General features: G+C 75.0%; 16 protein-coding genes. 9 read left to right on the top strand and 7 right to left on the bottom strand.

What is annotated here, in order from left to right; translation table 11 throughout:
• Window positions 1–77 precede the first annotated feature (77 nt).
• The gene (locus tag IE321_RS26415; protein ID WP_043231423.1) at window positions 78–1,109 is read right to left on the bottom strand and encodes a LacI family DNA-binding transcriptional regulator; all 1,032 of its coding nucleotides are present in this window, start codon (window positions 1,107–1,109) and stop codon (window positions 78–80) included.
• A 207-nt stretch (window positions 1,110–1,316) separates the two neighbouring features.
• On the bottom strand, window positions 1,317–2,615 hold the full coding sequence (locus IE321_RS26410) for a cellulase family glycosylhydrolase (protein ID WP_190224788.1): 1,299 nt from the start codon (window positions 2,613–2,615) through the stop codon (window positions 1,317–1,319).
• 588 nt (window positions 2,616–3,203) lie between these two features.
• On the opposite strand from IE321_RS26410, the gene IE321_RS26405 reads away from it, so the two are divergent.
• The 6 genes from IE321_RS26405 to IE321_RS26380 all read left to right on the top strand — a co-directional run bounded on the left by IE321_RS26405 (window position 3,204) and on the right by IE321_RS26380 (window position 7,751).
• Window positions 3,204–3,494, top strand: a complete 291-nt coding sequence (locus IE321_RS26405) for a hypothetical protein (protein WP_043231429.1) — start codon at window positions 3,204–3,206, stop codon at window positions 3,492–3,494.
• 181 nt (window positions 3,495–3,675) lie between these two features.
• The gene (locus tag IE321_RS26400; protein ID WP_043231431.1) at window positions 3,676–4,569 is read left to right on the top strand and encodes an ABC transporter ATP-binding protein; all 894 of its coding nucleotides are present in this window, start codon (window positions 3,676–3,678) and stop codon (window positions 4,567–4,569) included.
• A 92-nt stretch (window positions 4,570–4,661) separates the two neighbouring features.
• Window positions 4,662–5,423, top strand: coding sequence for an ABC transporter permease (locus tag IE321_RS26395; protein WP_190224787.1), 762 nt, complete (start codon window positions 4,662–4,664; stop codon window positions 5,421–5,423).
• Window positions 5,424–5,437: 14 nt separating this feature from the next.
• Entirely contained in the window at window positions 5,438–6,772 is a 1,335-nt protein-coding gene (locus tag IE321_RS26390; RefSeq protein ID WP_190224786.1) for a sensor histidine kinase, read from the top strand.
• Window positions 6,765–7,406: a response regulator gene (locus IE321_RS26385; RefSeq protein WP_190224785.1), complete on the top strand. Its 642-nt coding sequence runs from the start codon at window positions 6,765–6,767 to the stop codon at window positions 7,404–7,406. The genes IE321_RS26390 and IE321_RS26385 overlap by 8 nt, the downstream gene beginning before the upstream one ends.
• Window positions 7,407–7,580: 174 nt before the next feature.
• Window positions 7,581–7,751 (top strand): hypothetical protein, encoded by a 171-nt coding sequence (locus IE321_RS26380; protein WP_158983600.1) that lies wholly within the window; start codon window positions 7,581–7,583, stop codon window positions 7,749–7,751.
• A 16-nt stretch (window positions 7,752–7,767) separates the two neighbouring features.
• Here IE321_RS26380 and IE321_RS26375 read toward each other — a convergent pair whose 3' ends face one another.
• Both IE321_RS26375 and IE321_RS26370 read right to left on the bottom strand, forming a co-directional pair.
• Window positions 7,768–8,280 (bottom strand): GNAT family N-acetyltransferase, encoded by a 513-nt coding sequence (locus IE321_RS26375; protein WP_190224784.1) that lies wholly within the window; start codon window positions 8,278–8,280, stop codon window positions 7,768–7,770.
• A gap of 37 nt (window positions 8,281–8,317) precedes the next feature.
• On the bottom strand, window positions 8,318–9,403 hold the full coding sequence (locus IE321_RS26370) for a mechanosensitive ion channel family protein (protein ID WP_190224783.1): 1,086 nt from the start codon (window positions 9,401–9,403) through the stop codon (window positions 8,318–8,320).
• A 240-nt stretch (window positions 9,404–9,643) separates the two neighbouring features.
• Here IE321_RS26370 and IE321_RS26365 point away from each other — a divergent pair, with 240 nt between their 5' ends.
• Both IE321_RS26365 and IE321_RS26360 read left to right on the top strand, forming a co-directional pair.
• The gene (locus tag IE321_RS26365) at window positions 9,644–11,296 is read left to right on the top strand and encodes an alpha/beta fold hydrolase (RefSeq protein WP_190224782.1); all 1,653 of its coding nucleotides are present in this window, start codon (window positions 9,644–9,646) and stop codon (window positions 11,294–11,296) included.
• Window positions 11,297–11,512: 216 nt separating this feature from the next.
• Window positions 11,513–12,793 (top strand): serine hydrolase domain-containing protein, encoded by a 1,281-nt coding sequence (locus IE321_RS26360; protein ID WP_229916548.1) that lies wholly within the window; start codon window positions 11,513–11,515, stop codon window positions 12,791–12,793.
• A gap of 96 nt (window positions 12,794–12,889) precedes the next feature.
• Here the strand turns inward: IE321_RS26360 and IE321_RS26355 are convergent, their stop codons facing one another.
• The 3 genes from IE321_RS26355 to IE321_RS26345 are packed head-to-tail and all read right to left on the bottom strand — an operon-like array spanning window position 12,890 to window position 15,322.
• On the bottom strand, window positions 12,890–13,297 hold the full coding sequence (locus IE321_RS26355) for a PIN domain-containing protein (RefSeq protein ID WP_190224780.1): 408 nt from the start codon (window positions 13,295–13,297) through the stop codon (window positions 12,890–12,892).
• A 35-nt stretch (window positions 13,298–13,332) separates the two neighbouring features.
• Complete coding sequence (locus IE321_RS26350) at window positions 13,333–14,106, bottom strand: hypothetical protein (RefSeq protein ID WP_190224779.1); 774 nt, start codon at window positions 14,104–14,106, stop codon at window positions 13,333–13,335.
• Complete coding sequence (locus tag IE321_RS26345; RefSeq protein ID WP_190224778.1) at window positions 14,090–15,322, bottom strand: hypothetical protein; 1,233 nt, start codon at window positions 15,320–15,322, stop codon at window positions 14,090–14,092. Before IE321_RS26345 ends, IE321_RS26350 begins: the two co-directional genes overlap by 17 nt.
• A 538-nt stretch (window positions 15,323–15,860) precedes the next feature.
• On the opposite strand from IE321_RS26345, the gene IE321_RS26340 reads away from it, so the two are divergent.
• Window positions 15,861–17,387 (top strand): sensor histidine kinase (locus IE321_RS26340; protein ID WP_190224777.1); only part of this gene is annotated, 1,527 nt, incomplete at its 3' end.

Below are 17,387 nucleotides of genomic sequence, written 5' to 3'. Positions count from 1 at the left end.
GGGGACACGACGCGGGGCCGGGCCGTACGAGCGACGGCCCGGCCCCGCGCCGTGCGTCCGTGGACGGGCCGGCCGCGTCAGCGCGGTGCGGGGTCCGGCGGCGGGGGAGCCGTGCTGCCCCGGGGCACGAAGTGCGCGTAGCCCTCGCGGACGTCGCCGACGTCCTCCCCGCCGATCAGGGCGAGCAGCGCGGTCGCGGCGGTGGCGCCGTACCCCGGGATGTCGCGGGTGACGGCCGACAGCATCGGGCGGACGACCTGCGTCAGCGGCGACTCGTCCCAGGCCACGACCGACACGTCGGCGGGGATCGACAGCCCCAGCTCCTGCGCCACCGACAGCGCGGCCACCGCCATGATGTCGTTGTCGAAGACGAGCGCCGTCGGCCGGGCGGGAGCGATCAGCAGCGCCCGCGCGGCCCGCGCGCCCGCGTCGCCGGTGTAGTCGGTGTGCACCACCGTCGCCTCGGGGATCCCGGCCTCCCGGCACGCCTCCGCGAGCGCGGCGTCGCGGACCGCCGTGTGCGCGAACGCGGCCGGGCCCGCCACCCGCGCGATCCGCCGGTGCCCCAGCGCCGCCAGGTACCGCACGATCTCGTGGACGCTCTCGCCGTCGTCGGACCAGATCGCCGGCAGGCCCCCGGCCACCTCGGGAGGGCCGATCGCCACCGCGGGCAGGCCGGTGTCGCGCAGGGCCTCGACCCTCGCGTCGTCCGTCTGCAGGTCCATGAGGAAGACGCCGTCGACGCGCCGCTCGCCCCACCAGCGCCGGCAGACCTCGACCTCCTGCGCCTGGTCCGCGACCATCTGGAGCATCAGCGCGTACGAACGCTCGGCGAGCACGGTCTCCACGCCGCTGATGAACTCCATGAAGAACGGCTCCACGCCGAGCGTCCGCGCCGGCCGCCGCACGACCAGCCCGACCGCCTGCGCCCGGCCCCCGGTCAGCGCCCGGGCCGCGCTGTTCGGCCGCCAGCCCAGCTCCTCGGCGATGTTCTTGATCGAGGCGCGGGTGGCCTCCGACACTCCGGGCTGGTCGTTGAGCGCGTACGAGACCGCCACCTTCGACACGCCCGCCCGACGCGCGATGTCCGCCATCGTCGGCCGCTTCACTGCCACCCCAGCTCCATCCTGAACCTCGATGCCCCGACCCTACCGCCCAGGAGACCGGCCGCCGCCGGCCTGGCCCGACGGGGCGAGGGGCGGCCCCGGGGAGCCGCCGCGCACGGCCCGGACGGGGCGTCGGCCACGCGCCCCCCGGGCGGGAAAGGGAGATGCCCTCCCCCTCCCGCGGACGGGAGGGGGAGGGCACCCCGGTGCTCAGCGGTCGGCGGCGCTGCCGCGGACGACGCAGGAGCGGTTGTCCTCCCAGCCCCAGCCGTCGCCGTCGGGGTCGGAGGCGCTGCCGTGCGCGCAGTACGGGTAGCCGTTGGGCGCCGTACCGCCGGAGCCGGAGCCGGAGCCGGTGTCGGCGGCGCTGCCGCGGACGACGCAGGAGCGGTTGTCCTCCCAGCCCCAGCCGTCGCCGTCGGGGTCGGAGGCGCTGCCGTGCGCGCAGTACGGGTAGCCGTTGGGCGCCGTGCCGCCGGTGCCGCCGCCACCGTCGCCGCCGAAGACGGTCGCCCGCTTCGAGGTGGCGGAGATGCCGTCGGCGCCGTTGAAGAGGCGGTCGCCCCAGGCGGTCAGGGAGCCCGGGTCGAAGCCGTCGACCATGTCGAGGTACTCGACGCCGCTGCCGTTGCCGCTCCAGGACCAGCCGAGGTAGCCGACGCGGAGCGAGCGGGCGGTGGCCATGATGGCGTTCTCGTCGGGGTTGCCGTCGCTGTGGTTGTCACCGAACTCGCCTACGACGACGGGCAGTCCGTTGTCCACGAAGTGGTTCAGGTAGTCCTGGACCTCGGCGGCGGTGTCGTACACCCCGTACATGTGGATCGAGAAGATCGTGTTGCGGCGCGGGTCGGCGGCGAAGACCGAGGCGGCGTTGTCGCGCATGGTGTGCGACCAGTCCTGGCCCCAGTTGGGGGCGTCGACCATGAGCGCGTTCTCGATGCCGGCGTTCCGCAGCCTGCCGATCGCGCTCTTGGTGGCGCCGGTCCAGGCGGTGTAACCGCTGTTGCCGAAGGGCTCGTTGCCGATGTTGACGACGACGTGGTCCTCCTGGCCCTGGAGGGCGCTCTTGACGCCCACCCAGTAGTCGGCCGCCTGGTCGAGGGTGGCGGCGGCGCCGTCCTCGCCGTAGCCGGTGGTGTCGTGCACCTCCAGGACGCAGATGACCTTGTTCGCCTTGCAGTCGTCGATGATCGACGACACGTCCGAGGCGCTGGTCTCCGTCCAGCGGTCGCCGCTGGAGAGGACGACGCGGACGGTGTTGGCGCCCTTGGCGGCGATGTCGGCGATGGCGTCGGTCTCGCCGGGGTACCAGGCGTGCGCGTGGTTCACCCCGCGCATCACGAACTCGTTGCCGTTGGCCTCGTGGACGCGTCCGTTGCTGACGTGGATGCCGCCGTCGGCGGCCTGGGCGGCTCCGGCGGCGCCGAAGACGGGAAGCAGCAGCCCGGCGACGCCGGCGAGAGCGCTGCCGGCGGCCGTGCGCCACGTCCTGCGCGATGACTTGGTCATGCCTCTCCTCGTACAGGGAAGGGGAAGGGGGGAACGAGCCCCGTTCGCGCGGAACTCCGGAACGTGGACAACGTTGTCAGAGTGCGGCGACCGAGCCGCGGGTCCGCATGGCCGGGGTGTGCGCACCATGAGGCACCCGTGGTCGGATCCGTGTCAAGCACGAAGGGCCGGTTTACCGGGGCCGGTCGCGGGGGTGTGGTCGGTTCAGTGAACTCGCCTGAAACGTACGGTCGTTCGTGTGGTTCGGGCGATGCCGATCGGCCGCTCGTCCACTGAACCGCGGTGCGCCGGCCTGAACCGCCGTGACGGGTCGGGCGCGTCCGCGCGCGGGCTCGCCGCCGCGGGAGGTGTCCGGTGAGCGAGACGACTTGTCCGGGGAATGGTGATCCGTGGGAGACTCGCGGCATGCAGCGGCGGCTCATTATTCGCGCCCGCGTGCCGGCACCGAGCTGACCCGGAGGCGATCCCTCCCGGCCCGCTCCACCGCCCGCACGCCGACCTCTCGTGATTCCACGAGGGGTCTTTTCGTTTCCCGGAACCCCTGACACCACGGCCCACCCGGCCGACAGACCTGGACAGGAACACCTCATGGCAGACGCCGGCTCCCCCCGCCCCGGTACGACGCTCCCCGACGCGTCCCCCGCCGACACGTGCACGATGGTCGTCACGCTGCGGGACACCCCCGGGGCGCTGGCCAGGATCGCCGCCACCCTCGGCAGCACGCCCGTCCTGGCCCTGGCGTACGTGGTCACCGGCTCGGCCCGGGCCCTCGCCGAGATCAGGCTGCCGCGCGCGCACGCGACGCGCGCCCGCAACAAGCTGAACCGGATGGTGGACACCTTGTCCGTGGCGGAGGCGGGACCCACCCCGTCGGCCTGACCCCCGGCGACGCGGGCCGACCCCAAGCCCCCGACCTCCGTGCCCGGACCCCGCCTCCCGCCCCCCCCCGCGCCGGACTCGCCGCAGCCGGACGTCGTACCCGTATCGTCCGATCGGTTGACGGCAGGTCGAGCGGGACGGGGGATGCCGGGAGGGGAGCCGCGGGGGCGATCGTGGGGGCATGCCGATGATCGAAGTGCGGGACCTGCGCAAGGCGTACGGGGAGCGGAAGGCCGTCGACGGCGTCTCCTTCTCCGTGGACGAGGGGGAGATCTTCGGGATCCTCGGGCCCAACGGCGCCGGCAAGACCACCACCGTCGAATGCGTGGCCGGACTCCGGACCGCCGACTCCGGTGTGGTGCGGGTGGCGGGGCTGGACCCCGTCGCCGAGCACGACCGGGTCACCCGGCTGCTCGGGGTCCAGCTCCAGCAGAGCGAACTCCAGGCGAAGCTCACCGTGGGGGAGGCGCTGGAGCTGTACGCCTCCTTCTACGAGCGGCCGGCCGACCGGCACGCGCTGGCCGCCCGACTCGGTCTCGAAGCCCACCTGGGCGTGCGGTTCGGGAAGCTGTCCGGGGGGCAGAAGCAGCGGCTGTTCATCGCCCTCGCGCTGATCGGCGACCCCCGCGCCGTCGTCCTCGACGAACTCACCACCGGGCTCGACCCCCGGGCCCGCCGGGACACCTGGGACCTCGTCGAGTCCATCCGGGCCGACGGCGTCACCGTCCTCCTCGTCACCCACGTCATGGAGGAGGCCCAGCGCCTCTGCGACCGGATCGCCGTGATCGACCGCGGCCGGGTCACGGCCCTCGACACCCCGGCCGGTCTCATCGGCCGCACCGCCACCGCCCGGGTGATCTCCTTCGCCGCCGACAGCCCCCTGGAAACCGCCGAACTGCGGGCCCTGCCCGGCGCCGCCGACGTCGTCGCCCGCGACGGCCGGACCGTCGTGACCGGCACCGACGCGACCGTCGACGCCTTCGTGTCGCTGCTCGCCCGCCGCGCGGTCACCGCCCGCGGACTGCGCATCACCGACACCACCCTCGACGACGCCTACCTCGACCTCACCTCCTGAACGCCACCGCCCGCACGCCCCGGCGCCCGCGGGCCACCCCGCCCCCGCCGCCCCACGTCCGGCCACCCGCCTCCCCCGACAGGAGCAGCCCCATGGCCAGCACCACCGCACCGGTCTCCGCCACCCGCGCGGTCCTCAGGACCGAGGCACGCCTCTTCGCCCGCGAACCGGCCGCCCTGTTCTGGGTGATGGTCTCGCCGACCGTCCTCCTGGTGATCCTCGGGCTCGTCCCGTCCATGCGGGAGGCGTCCCCCGACCTCGGCGGCCGCCGGGTGATCGACCTGTACGTCCCCGTCGCCGTGCTCTTCGCCCTGATCATGGCCGGCCTCCAGGCCATGCCGCCGGTCCTCGCCGGCTACCGCGAGCGCGGCATCCTGCGCCGGATGTCCGCCACCCCCGTCCGTCCGGCCGCGCTGCTCACCGCCCAGCTCGTGCTGCACGCCGGCGCCGCGCTGGTCTCCGCCCTGCTGGTGATCGTGGTCGGCCGGGCCGCGTTCGGCGTCGCGCTCCCCGGCAACCTCCTCGGGTACGCGGCCGCGCTGCTGCTCGCCACCGGCGGCGCCCTGGCCCTCGGCGCGGCCGTCTGCGCGCTGTCCCGCACCCAGAAGGTCGCCACCGCGGTCGGGACGGCGGTCTTCTTCCCGACCATGTTCACGGCCGGCGTCTGGGTGCCGGTCCAGGCGATGCCGGATACGCTGCGCCGGATCGTCGAGTTCGCGCCCTACGGGGCCGCCTCGCGGGCCCTCGACGAGGCGGCGCGCGGCGGCTGGCCGAGCGCGGTCGCGGTCGCGGTGATGGTCTTCTGGGCGGTCGTGCTGACGGCGGTGGCGGTCCGGCGCTTCCGCTGGGAGTGACGTATGGAGGGGCGGTGACGGTGGAGGGGGAGGCGTCGGTGGAGGTGTCCGAGGGGACGGCGACGACGCTCGAGGAACGCTGGTCGCAGTTCTTCCGCTGGGGGCCGTACGTGCTCCTCGGCATCGCCACGGTCCTCGCGGGCGCCACCGCGAGCGAGCTGATGAGCGGTCCGGAGACGGTGGCCGCGGGCGGCCTGGTCGCCGCCGTCCTCGCCCTCCAGCTGGGCTGGCACACGCGCCGGCCGCCCGCGTCCCCGCCGGAGGCGGTGGACGGAGGCCGCGCGGTCGTGCTCGTCCCGGGCGCGCCCGGCCCCGGCTCCGCCGCCTACTTCGCGCTGCGGACGGCGCTCGCCTTCGCCCTGACCTGGCTCAACCCCTTCTTCGCCGTCTTCGCCTGCGTCGGCTACTTCGACGCCGTCCAACTCCTGCCGCCGCGACCGGTGTTCGTCCGGGCCGGACTCCTCGCCGTCGCGCTCACCATGGCCGGTTCCCAGTCCGGCGGGCTGCCGCCGGCGAGCGCGCTGAACTGGGTCGCCTTCGGCGGACTGTTCCTGCTCAACGCGAGCCTCGCCGTCGGCCTCGCGCACCTCGACGCCAAGGAGGCCGAGAAGGCCGCCGAACGCTCCGCGACCATCGCCCAGCTGGCCCGGACCAACGCCCGTCTGGAGCAGGCGCTCGCCGAGAACGCCACCCTCCAGGCGCAGCTCGTCCTCCAGGCGCGGGAGGCCGGCGTCGCGGACGAACGCCGCCGGCTCGCCGCGGAGATCCACGACACCCTCGCCCAGGGGCTCACCGGCATCATCGCCCAGCTCCAGGCCGCCGACACCGCCGCCCCCGGCCAGGCCCGCGTCCACCACCAGCGGGCCGCCGCCCTCGCCCGGCACAGCCTCGGCGAGGCCCGCCGCTCCGTGCAGGACCTCAGTCCGGTCGCCCTGGAGCACGACACCCTGCCCGAGGCGCTCGGCAAGACCGTCGACGCGTGGGCCGAACGCACCGGCATCAGCGGGCGGTTCACGGCCACCGGCACCCCGCACCCGCTCCACGAGGAGGTCGCCGCCACCCTGCTCCGCATCGCCCAGGAGGCGCTGGCCAACGCCGAGCGCCACTCCGGGGCCACCCGCGCCGGCATCACGCTCTCGTACATGGGCGACGAGGTCGTCCTCGACATCCGTGACGACGGACGGGGCTTCGACCCGTCGGCCCCGTCCGCCCGCGGCTCCCACGGCGGCTTCGGCCTGGACGGCATGCGGGCCCGCGCCGAACGCCTCGCCGGGGAGGTCGGGATCGAGTCGGCGGCGGGGGAGGGCACCGCCGTCTCCGTTCGCGTACCGTTGGCCCGCCATGACTGAGATCACCCTGCTCGTCGTCGACGACCACCCCGTCGTACGGGACGGCCTGCGCGGCATGTTCGACGCCGACCCCGGGTTCCGGGTCCTCGGCGAGGCGTCCGGCGGCGTCGAGGCCGTCGAGCTGGCCCTCCGTCTCGACCCGGACGTCGTCCTCATGGACCTGCGGATGCCGGCGGGCGGCGGCGTCGACGCCATCGCCGCCCTCGCGCGGCACGGCGCCCGGGCCCGGGTCCTGGTGCTCACCACGTACGACACGGACACCGACACCCTCACCGCCATCGAGGCGGGCGCGACCGGCTACCTCCTCAAGGACGCGCCCCGCGAGGAGCTGTTCGCCGCCGTCCGGGCCGCCGCCGAGGGGCGCACCGTCCTCTCCCCGGCCGTCGCCACCCGTCTCGTCAGCGCCGTGCGCCGGCCCGCCGAGCCGGTCGACGACACCCTCTCTGCCCGCGAGCGGGAGATCCTCGTCCTGGTCGCCCGGGGCACCTCCAACCGCGAGATCGCCGCCGAACTCTTCATCAGCGAGGCCACGGTGAAGACCCACCTCACCCACATCTACGCCAAACTCGCCGTCAAGGACCGGGCGGCGGCCGTCGCCGCCGGCTACGACCGGGGGATCCTCGGCCGCGGCTGATCCGCGCGGGACGGCCGGGCGGCGACGGACCGCCGGCCCCCCGTGGTGCGGCCGAGCCGCGTGGGACGCGCGCCCCGAGTCCACCGGGGTCCGGGCCCCCGCGTGCGCTCGGGTGTGCGACGGAACGGGTATACCCGCCGTGAGCCGTCGCGGGACGGCGGGGGAGGGGACACCGTGGCGGACTTCCTGGGACTCGTGGTCATCGTGGTCGTCGTCTGGGCCCTCATCAGCGCCTTCGGGGACAGCGGCGGCGGAGGGGGCAGCGGCGGAAGCGGCGGCTCCGGCGGCGCCGGGGGCGACGGTGGCGGCTGCGGCGGAGGGTGCGGCGGCTGCGGCGGCGACTGAACGCGGTGAGCGCCGCTCAGCGCACCAGCTCCGACGCCAGCAGGTCCATCAGCAGGCCGTCGTGCCAGGTGCCGTCCGCGCCGCGCTCGTACTGGCGCATCACCCCGACGGGGCGGAAGCCGGCCTTCTCGTAGCAGCGGATCGCCGCCGCGTTGTCGGCGGCCGGATCGATGACCAGCCGGTGGAAGCCGTGGTCGTCGACGAGATGGCGGGCGAGGGTGCGGACGGCGTCCGTGCCCAGGCCCCGGCCGTGCACCGACGGGTCGAGGAACAGGTCGATGCCGGCGTGCCGGTAGTCCGGCTCGTCCTCCGCGTACCACTGGATCATGCCGACGATCCGGCCGTGGTGCCGGACCGTCAGACAGCGGGTGTCGGGGTCCTCCAGGTCGGCGGCGACCTCCTCGACCAGGTCGTCCCCGCCGCGCCAGCGGGCCCGCACCTCGGGCGTGGCCCGGACGGCGGCCAGGGCGGGGACGTCCCCGGGGACGGAGGGGCGCAGGACGACGGCGGCGCCGTGCAGGTCGCTCATCCCCCCAGCCTGCCCCATGCCGCCGCCGGACGGGAGATCAGCCGCCGGACGGCCCGCCGCCGGGGCGCGGCACCGGCGCGCCGGGCGGGTTCGGGGGCGGGGCGGTGACGACCTTCGGCAGCGCCGCAGGGTGCTTCTCGGTCAGCCAGCGGACCAGTTCCTCGCGGACCGCGCAGCGGACGGTCCACAGTTCGTCGGGGTCCTTGGCCGTGACCAGGGCGCGGACGGTGATGCCGGTCGGGGAGGTGTCCGTCACCGAGAGGTCCCAGCCGCGCCGGTCCCAGCCGGGGCAGTCGTCGAGGAAGCCGCGCAGGTGGTCCCGCAGGAGCGGCACCGGCGTGGCGTGGTCGCAGTGGAGGAACACCGTGCCCGTCATCTCGGCGCCGCCCCGGGACCAGTTCTCGAAGGGACGCGAGGTGAAGTAGGAGACGGGCAGCGTGACCCGCCGCTCGTCCCAGGTGCGCACGGTGAGGAAGGTCAGGGTGATCTCCTCGACGAGACCCCACTCGCCGTCCACGACGACGGTGTCGCCGATGCGGACCATGTCGCCGAAGGCGATCTGGAAGCCGGCGAAGAGGTTGCCGAGGGTCGACTGCGCCGCCACGCCCGCCACGATGCCGATGATGCCGGCGGAGGCGAGCAGCGAGGTGCCGAGCGCGCGGAACGACGGGAAGGTCACGAGGGCCACCGCGCAGGCGATCACCCCGACGCCGACCGACACGACCCGGGTGATCAGGGTGACCTGGGTCCGCACCCGGCGCACCCGGGCCCGGTCGTGCGTGCGCCCGGCGTAGCGCGCGTACGAGGACTCGACCAGCGCGGAGGCGAAGCGGACCGTCAGCCAGGCCCCGCTGCCGATCAGGCACAGCACCCGGATCCGGTCGACGAGCCCGGCGTGGTCCCGCGCCGGGGTCCAGCCGGTGGCGCGCACCGCCCAGCCGAACAGGGCCGTGAAGAGGACGACGAACAGGGGCGTACGACACCGGCGCAGCAGCGCCCACAGGGGCGTCCCGGGGCGCCGGGCGTCCGCGCGCCGGGTCGCCAGGTCCGCCGCCCGCACGACGGCGTACGCGGCCAGTGCCGAGCCGCCCAGGGCGATCATCAGCAACAGCGAGTTCTCCATGGGCTTCGCCTCACCGCCGGCGGCCCGGTCAAACCGTCCCGGGGACCATTCTTCCGGCGGCGTCTCCTCCTCGGGACGTACATGGTCCGGACCTGAGCGGGATTCCCGTCCGGGGCGCCGTGCGCGAGGGTGCTGCGGACCGATCACCCCGCACCCCGAAGGAACTGACGCCCTGTGCGAAGCCGAGACCGGAACCGAAGCCGCGCCCACAGCCGCACCCGCGGCAGGTGGGCCGCCGTCGTGGCGGCCACCGCCGTCGCGGCCCTCCTGCCCGCGTTCACGCCCGCCCTCGCCGCCCCGCCGGAGCCTGCCCCCACCGCACCCGCCGCCGCGCCCTCCGGTTCCGCCGCGTTAGCGGAGTACACCCGGCAGCGGCCGCGCTGGGCGCCCTGCGACCCGCAGGGGCCCGCCGAGTTCGAGTGCGCCACCATCGAGGTCCCCCTCGACTACGGCCGTCCGGCCGGCCGGAGGCTCGACCTCGCGATCTCCCGGATCAGGGCCACCAGCCCCCGGGACCGGCACGGCGTCCTGCTCATCAACCCCGGCGGGCCCGGCGGCCAGGGGCTGGACATGCCCCTGTACCTGCGGTCGGAGCTCCCGGAGGACGTGCCGCGGCGGTTCGACCTCATCGGCTTCGACCCGCGCGGCGTCGGCCGGAGCTCCCCGGTCGGCTGCGGCCTCACCGACGACGAGCTGAACTGGCAGCGCCCGTACAGGCCGGCGTCGTTCGCCGCGGACGTGCGCTGGGCGCGGACCGTCGCGGAGAAGTGCCGGACGGCGAACGGGGCCGTCCTGCCCCACCTCACCACCCGCAACACCGCCCGGGACATGGACCTCGTCCGCGCCGTGCTCGGCGAGCGGAGGATCTCGTACCTCGGCTACTCCTACGGCACCTATCTCGGCGCCGTGTACACCCAGTTGTTCCCCCGTCGCGCCGACCGTTTCGTCCTCGACAGCGCCGTCGACCCGGCGCGGATCTGGCGCGGGATGATCCAGGTGTGGGCGGAGGGCGCGGAACCCGCCTTCGACCGCTGGGCCGACTGGACGGCGGCCCGGCACGCCGCGTACGGGCTCGGCGCCACCCCGGACGAGGTCCGCGCGACCTTCTGGGGCCTGGTCGCCCGGGCGGACCGCACCCCGATCGAGATCGACGGCCTGCGACTGACCGGCGACGACATCAGGATCGCCGCCCGCGCCGCCTTCTTCTCCCCCCGGCCCGCCGCCGAGTCCGTCGTCCGGCTCAAGGAGGCGGCCGAGGGCGGCGCCCCGACGGTCGCCCCGTCGCGGCGGGCCACGCCGCCCCGGCCCGTCCCGCCGTCCTTCGCGCGCACGGTCGCCGGGGCCTTCGCGGCGCCCGAGGTCCGCGCCGGCTCCGAGGGCCCGGCGGGTCCCGAGGTCCCGGCCGACAACATGGACGCCGCCTTCTGGTCCGTCGTCTGCGCCGACACCCGCGCCTGGCCGCGCGACCCGGAGCGGTACCGCCGTGACGCGGTCCGCGACGGGGCCGCGTACCCGCTCTACGGCGACGTCGCGTCCCACATCAAGCCGTGCGCCTTCTGGCAGCCCGGCTCCGAGCCCGCCACCCGGATCGGCAACGGGGTCGGCGCGCTGATCCTGCAGAACGAGTGGGACTCCCAGACGCCGCTGGTCAGCGGCCAGGGCCTGCGCCGGGTCATGAAGGGCGCCCGCATGGTCACCGTCCTCGGCGGGGAGGGCCACGGCGTGTACGGCTCCGGGTCCTGCGCCGAGGCGACCGCCACCGCGTACCTGACGACGGGCCGGCTGCCCGCGGGCGACACCACCTGCCGGGCCACGCCGCGGGAGGCGGCGGAGGCGGCCCGGCTGCCGGTGCCGGCGCCGCAGGGCCTCCCGGCCGGGCGACCGGCCTTCTGACGGCCCGCCCCCGCCCGAGGGCGGGGGCGGATCGCGCCGTCCGCCACGGCGGGCGGCGCGATCCGGCAGGGCGCGCCTGGAACCTTTCGGCGCCGTGGCCCCTCATGATCGATGGGCGGGGGAACACGGTCGGCACCGACGACGCGTGGCCCCGGCCCCGCGGCCACGGATGGCGTGGGCCGCGTCGAACACCACGTGAGCAGCCGAGGATTCACCGTGCCCCTGACGTCCCACCGACGCCTGACCGCCGGCGCCGCCGTCACCCTCGTCGCCGCCCTCGCGGCCGGACTGGCCCCCGCCACGACCGCCTCCCCCGCCCCCGCCCCCGCGTCCGCGTCCGCCGCGCCGGCCGTCGCCGAGGCCCCCGCGCCGGACGTGGACGGCATCGTCGCCGCCCTGAACTCGGCGATGGCCAACGGCGCTCCGGGCGCGATGGCCCGCTTCACCGGACCCGACGGGGTCGAGAGCCTGACCGCCGGCGTCCGCGACCGCGCCACGGGCGCGCCCATGGACATCCACGCCCGCTTCCGGATCGGCAGCGTCAGCAAGACGTTCTCCGCCGTGGTGCTGCTGCAACTGGTGGACGAGGGACGGCTGGAGCTCGACCAGCCGGTCAACCGCTACCTCCCCGGACTGCTGCCCGACGACCGCATCACCGTCCGGCACCTGCTCACCCACCGCAGCGGCCTCGCCGACTACACCAACGCGATGTTCGCCGACACCGTGCCGGGCTTCGAGGCCGTGCGGAACCGGGTCTTCACGTACCAGGAACTGGTCGACCTCTCGCTGAGCGAGCCGCGCACCACCGAGCCCGGCGTGGCGTACCGCTACTCCAACGCGAACTTCGTGGTCGTCGGCATGCTCATCGAGAAGCTCACCGGCCGGCCGGTGGAGCGCGCCTACGAGCGCCGGATCTTCAAGCCGCTCAAGCTGCGCGACACCTCCTACGTCCACCCCGACACCCGCATCAAGGGCCTGCCGGTGCGCGGCTACCTGCACCCCGACGCGGCCGGCGAACCGCTGGTGGACTCCACCGAACAGACCGTCTCCTGGGCGCAGTCCGCGGGCGCCGTCATCTCCAGCCCCGCCGACCTGAACACCTTCACCAGCGCGCTGATGCGCGGCCGGCTGCTCTCCCCGGAGACGCTGGAGGCCATGACGACCGTCACCCCGACGGACACCACCGGCACCCGCTTCTACGGGCTGGGCCTGCGCCGGTACGACCTGTCCTGCGGCGCCCAGGTGTACGGCCACACCGGCACCGTGCAGGGCTTCTACACGTACGCCTTCTCGACCCGCGACGGCCGCCGCAGCCTCTCGGCGGTCGCCAACACCTCCAACCACGGCGCCGCGAACACGGCGCTCGGCGGCACCCTGGAAGCGGCCTTCTGCGGCCCGAAGCCGGCGGCCGCGGCGTCCGCCCGCACCGCGTCCGGCGCGGCGACCTCCGACGCGGCGCGGCTGCCCGCCGAGCGGGACCTGGCCGAGCGCCACTGATCCGCGCCCCGCGACCGGCCGCCCCGGGGCCTGTCCGACAATTCCCGTCGGGTCCGGGCCGCCCGGCCTGATCCGACGCCCATCGCCGGACGGGCCCTAGCGGCTCCGGCCGGTCGCCCCGGGGAGGCTGCGCGGTCCCGCGCAGCGGGCGCCCGTCTCCTCCACCCGGCGGCGCAGCTCGCGGTCGGACGTGATCACCAGACACGGCCGGCCGCGGGCCCCGTCGGCGAGCGCGGCGATGAGGTCGTCGCCGCTGCCGGTCGCCTCGGCCACGCGCACGCCCGGCACGGACGCGACACCACGGGCCCGCCCCTCGACCACGAGCACGATCTCGTACGGCCCCGGGTACGGCCCCTCGGCCGGTCCGCCGTGCGCGGCCAGCCGGTCCCGCAGCCGCTCGGCGGCCCCGCGCCGGTCGCGCCACCAGCCGTCCGGGACGGAGCCCACGACATTGGCGCCGTCCACGACGAGCAGCGGGAGCGGCGCGGGCTCTTCGGTGTCCATGGCACCAGGATGGCAGGACGGCGCCCGGGCCGGTGTCAGGCGGGCGGCAGCAGATCGCTCCCGCTGACCGTGTACGTGAGCGGCGGGTAGACGAAGTCCGTCGTCTCGTTCTCCAGGCGCCGCAGCCGGTAGAACGCGCTCCGCTGCTCGTCGTCGGCCGCGGTGAGGCGGGCACCGCCGGGCAGGCGGGCGTGTCCGTCGCGGAACCGGACGGGCGTCTTCGACGTGCGGAAGGTGAACCCCAGCCACCGGTTGTCCGCCGTCGTGCCGGGCGCGTCCAGGACGATCCGGTGCCGGAGCAGCCGGTTCGAGGCGACCGAGAACGCGACGATCCCGTGGTGGGCGAGCGGGACCTCGAACCGCTGCTCGCCGTCCGGATCCTTCGACGCGAGGACCAGCTTCCTGGGCGGGCCCGCCTCGGGGTGCTCGTAGCAGGAGAAGACGGCGATGAACGAGTCGTCGGCCAGGTCGAGGGCCTGGTCGGAGTGGGCGCCCATGGTCCGGTAGGCGTTCGTGTACGTCTCCACGAGGGCGTTGTCGAACGCGACCGGGAGCCCCGCGTGCTCCTGGACCCGCCGCGCCAGCCGTTCGTGGACCGGCCGGAAGCGCTGTGCCGGATTCGCGTACCGGGTGGTCGTCCGGACGAGCGGTACCGCGCCCGTCGCGTCGACCCGGGTGAGCACGGCGCCGCGGCGGCCCTTCCCGACGTCCTCCCAGCGGATCGACGCGGACAGCTCCGCGAAGGGGTTCTCCTCGCACGGCAGCGTGGACGCGCGGACCAGGTCCGCGATCCTAGACGCGGGGGGCAAGGTAGTCCCCCGTGTTCATGCTGAAGCGGAACCGGTCGCCGTAGTCGACGAACGACGTGGTCCTGTTCTCCTCGGCGTACAGCCCGCGCAGCTCGTCCATGCCCTCCGGTGTCGGCGCCCCCAGCTCCACGGCCTCCCCGGCGACCTTGAGGAAGGTGCGCCCGTCCTTGTGCACGGCCTCGGTGCCGGAGCAGCGCACCACGTAGCCCAGCCGGGTCGGGAGCAGCTCCGCGTCGAGGCCCGAGGGCCGGATCTCGTGGGTGTACAGGCGGTTGGTGGACAGCGGCATGAAGAACACGGAGCCGGGGTGCAGCGTCACGGTGAACCGGTCCGGGAGCGCCGCCCCTTCGTCCGCCCCGGCGGACGTCTCCTTGCGCCGGAAGCACAGCCGGGTCAGCCCGCTGGTCCCCTTCACGCCGTGGTCGAACGGGTCGTCGGCCGACGGCCGCAGCCGGTCGAGCCCGTCGTAGAACGTGCAGAAGGCCATGACGCCGTCGGCGGGCATGTCCTTGGTCTTGTCGGCGTGGGCCGAGATCCTGGCCTTCGACTGCCTGCGCTCCGGCGTGGCGAGGGTGTTGTGGTAGACCTGCGCGAGGACGTGGTTGAGCGGCGCGTGGTCCCGGAAGACGGTGGCCGCCTCGCGGTTCAGGGCCCCCACGATCTCCGTGTCGGTCGGGCCGAAGTCCTCGGTCGGCCCCGACAGGTTGGTGGAGCAGCGGAGCAGCCGGAAGCGCAGTTCGTCGCCGTCGCGCGTGACGGGCGTCAGGTAGATGCCGCTGCGGAGCGCGGTGCCGGGCTTGGTGGACTCCGTGAGGGACTGGAAGGCGTGCTCGGCGCGGATCCGGCCGAAGTGGCCGGCGTCGGGATCGAAGAAGCGGCGGTAGTGCACCCCGGCGCCGTGCACGCGGAGCGGGACCCGGCCGAGTCCGACGGGGGTCCAGGGCCGGCCGTCGCTCTCCTCGTGGCCCCGCGCGAACTCCCGGACGACGAACACCCGCTCGGCCGACCGCAGCTGACGAGCGCTCACGCCGGAGACGTCGCCGCACAGGTAGACGCTCCTCCCCGCGAGGTCCGGCGTCCCGGAGGCGAACTCCTCCGGCGTGACGACGGATCCGAAGAAGTCCCCGCCCAGGTCCTCGGTCCGCAGGGTCGCGGGCGCGACCAGGAGGTTGCCCGCGTCATCGAGGCGGGCCTCCGCCCGCCGTGTCGTGTCCATCAGCGGTACCCGTCCTTCGCGGAGCTCGGTGGCGTGCGCAAAGCGCCGATGCTCTCACGGGCCCCGGCGGCGGGCAACGGACTTCCGGGGAGCCCTCCGGAAGCGTTCACGCTCCGTGATGAGAAGGGTGGTGGCGGCCGGATCCGACCCCCTTCGGGGATTCCGGTCGGCGGTGGGACGCCCCGCGTTTCCGCAGGGGAGGGAGGTCAATTGGCGTCTCCGCCCTCTTTCGTACGGTTCCGCTCCCGACAACTCTCGCGCCACGCTGGCGACTTTCGGCCAATCGATCTCGGCCTGCCGTGAGGGCGGCGCCAGCAGACTTCGCAGGTCTACGGGCAAGTTTGCCAACTGCACAACGCACGTGAACGGTTGACGACTACAGTGAGTGGTCGGTGATCATCGGTAGGCTCATCGCACCTGACGTCCCCTCCCCGCACCCCATCGCGCCACTCCACCCCCCACTCCGCACCCCCCGGCCCACGAGTACTTTCCGTACCCCTCAGTACGCCGATTTCCCGGGCACGTACCAAGGACACCCATGTCACAACTTCGCGCACCCGCCCCGCGGTCCGACCGCCGCGAGGGCGGGCGGCACGGCCGTTCGGGCGCCCGCACCTCGACCACCGGCACCGGACCGGCCAGGGCCACGACGGCCGCTCCCGCCGAAGTCCGCATACGCCCCCAGCTGTTGCGCACCTCGGTCCTCCCCGCCGTCGCCGTCGCCCTCGGCGGCGCCGCCGCCGTGCTCTTCACCCTCCGCTCCACCGGCACCGCCCCGACCCCCGGACTGTGGGCCGCCCTCACCGGCGCCGCCGCCCTCACCGTCGCCTCGGTGACCGCCGCGGCACTCGGCGCCGACCGCGCCGCCCGGGCCGTCCTCGACCGGGTCGCCGCCCTGCGCCGCGACGGCGCCGAGGACCAGGGCGAACTGCGCACGCTCGTCGAACAGCTGCGCCGCGGCGAGGACCCGGCCCCCCGGCCCGCCCTCCCCGACGCCACCGGCGGCGACGCGTTCGACCGCCTCGGCGCCGAGCTGACCCGCTCCCACGAGGCCGCCGTCGCCGCCGTGGTCCAGGCGTCCCGGCTCTCCAGCAGCGTCGGCAACGAGCAGAAGGTCGAGGTCTTCGTGAACCTCGCCCGCCGGCTCCAGTCCCTCGTCCACCGCGAGATCCAGCTCCTCGACGAACTGGAGAACGAGGTCGAGGACCCCGATCTGCTCAAGGGCCTCTTCCAGGTCGACCACCTGGCCACCCGCATCCGCCGCCACGCCGAGAACCTCGCCGTCCTCGGCGGCGCGATCTCCCGCCGCCAGTGGTCCAACCCGGTCACCATGACCGAGGTGCTCCGCTCCTCCATCGCCGAGGTCGAGCAGTACCCCCGGGTCAAGCTCGTCCCGCCGATCGACGGCACCCTGCGCGGCCACGCCGTCGCCGACGTCATCCACCTCCTCGCCGAACTCGTCGAGAACGCCACGGTGTTCTCCGCCCCGCACACCACCGTGCTGCTGCGCGCCCAGTACGTCACCGCCGGCCTCGCCATCGAGGTCGAGGACCGCGGACTCGGCATGCCCGTCGGCGAGCAGAACAAGATGAACGCCCTGCTCGCCGACCCCGACCAGGTCAACGTCGCCCATCTCCTCCAGGACGGCCGGATCGGCCTCTTCGTCGTCTCCGCGCTGGCCCGGCGCCACGGCATCGCCGTCCGCCTCCAGACGAACATCTACGGCGGCGTCCAGGCGGTCCTCGTCCTCCCGCAGGGCCTGCTCGGCGCCGACCCGGAGGGCCTCGCCCAGCACGAGCGGCAGACCGCCGCGGTCACCGGCTCCACCCCGTTGCCGCCCCAGCAGCCGCAGCAGCCCCAGGTCCCGGTCCAGCACGACCGGCCGCAGCACCCCCTGGGCGGAGCCCCCTCCGCGCCCCTCCCGCCGGTCGAGACCCCGGCCCCCGCCCCCGTACGGACGGCGCCCCCGGCCCCCGCGCCCGCGGCGGCCCCGGCCCCCTACGCCTACCAGCCCCCCGCCCCCGTCGCGCCGGCCGCACCCCCCCCGCCCGCCGCCCCGCCGGGG

The sequence above is a fragment of the Streptomyces hydrogenans genome (assembly GCF_014656075.1).
Classification (GTDB): domain Bacteria; phylum Actinomycetota; class Actinomycetes; order Streptomycetales; family Streptomycetaceae; genus Streptomyces; species Streptomyces hydrogenans.
This window is presented reverse-complemented; position numbering and strand designations above follow the sequence as displayed.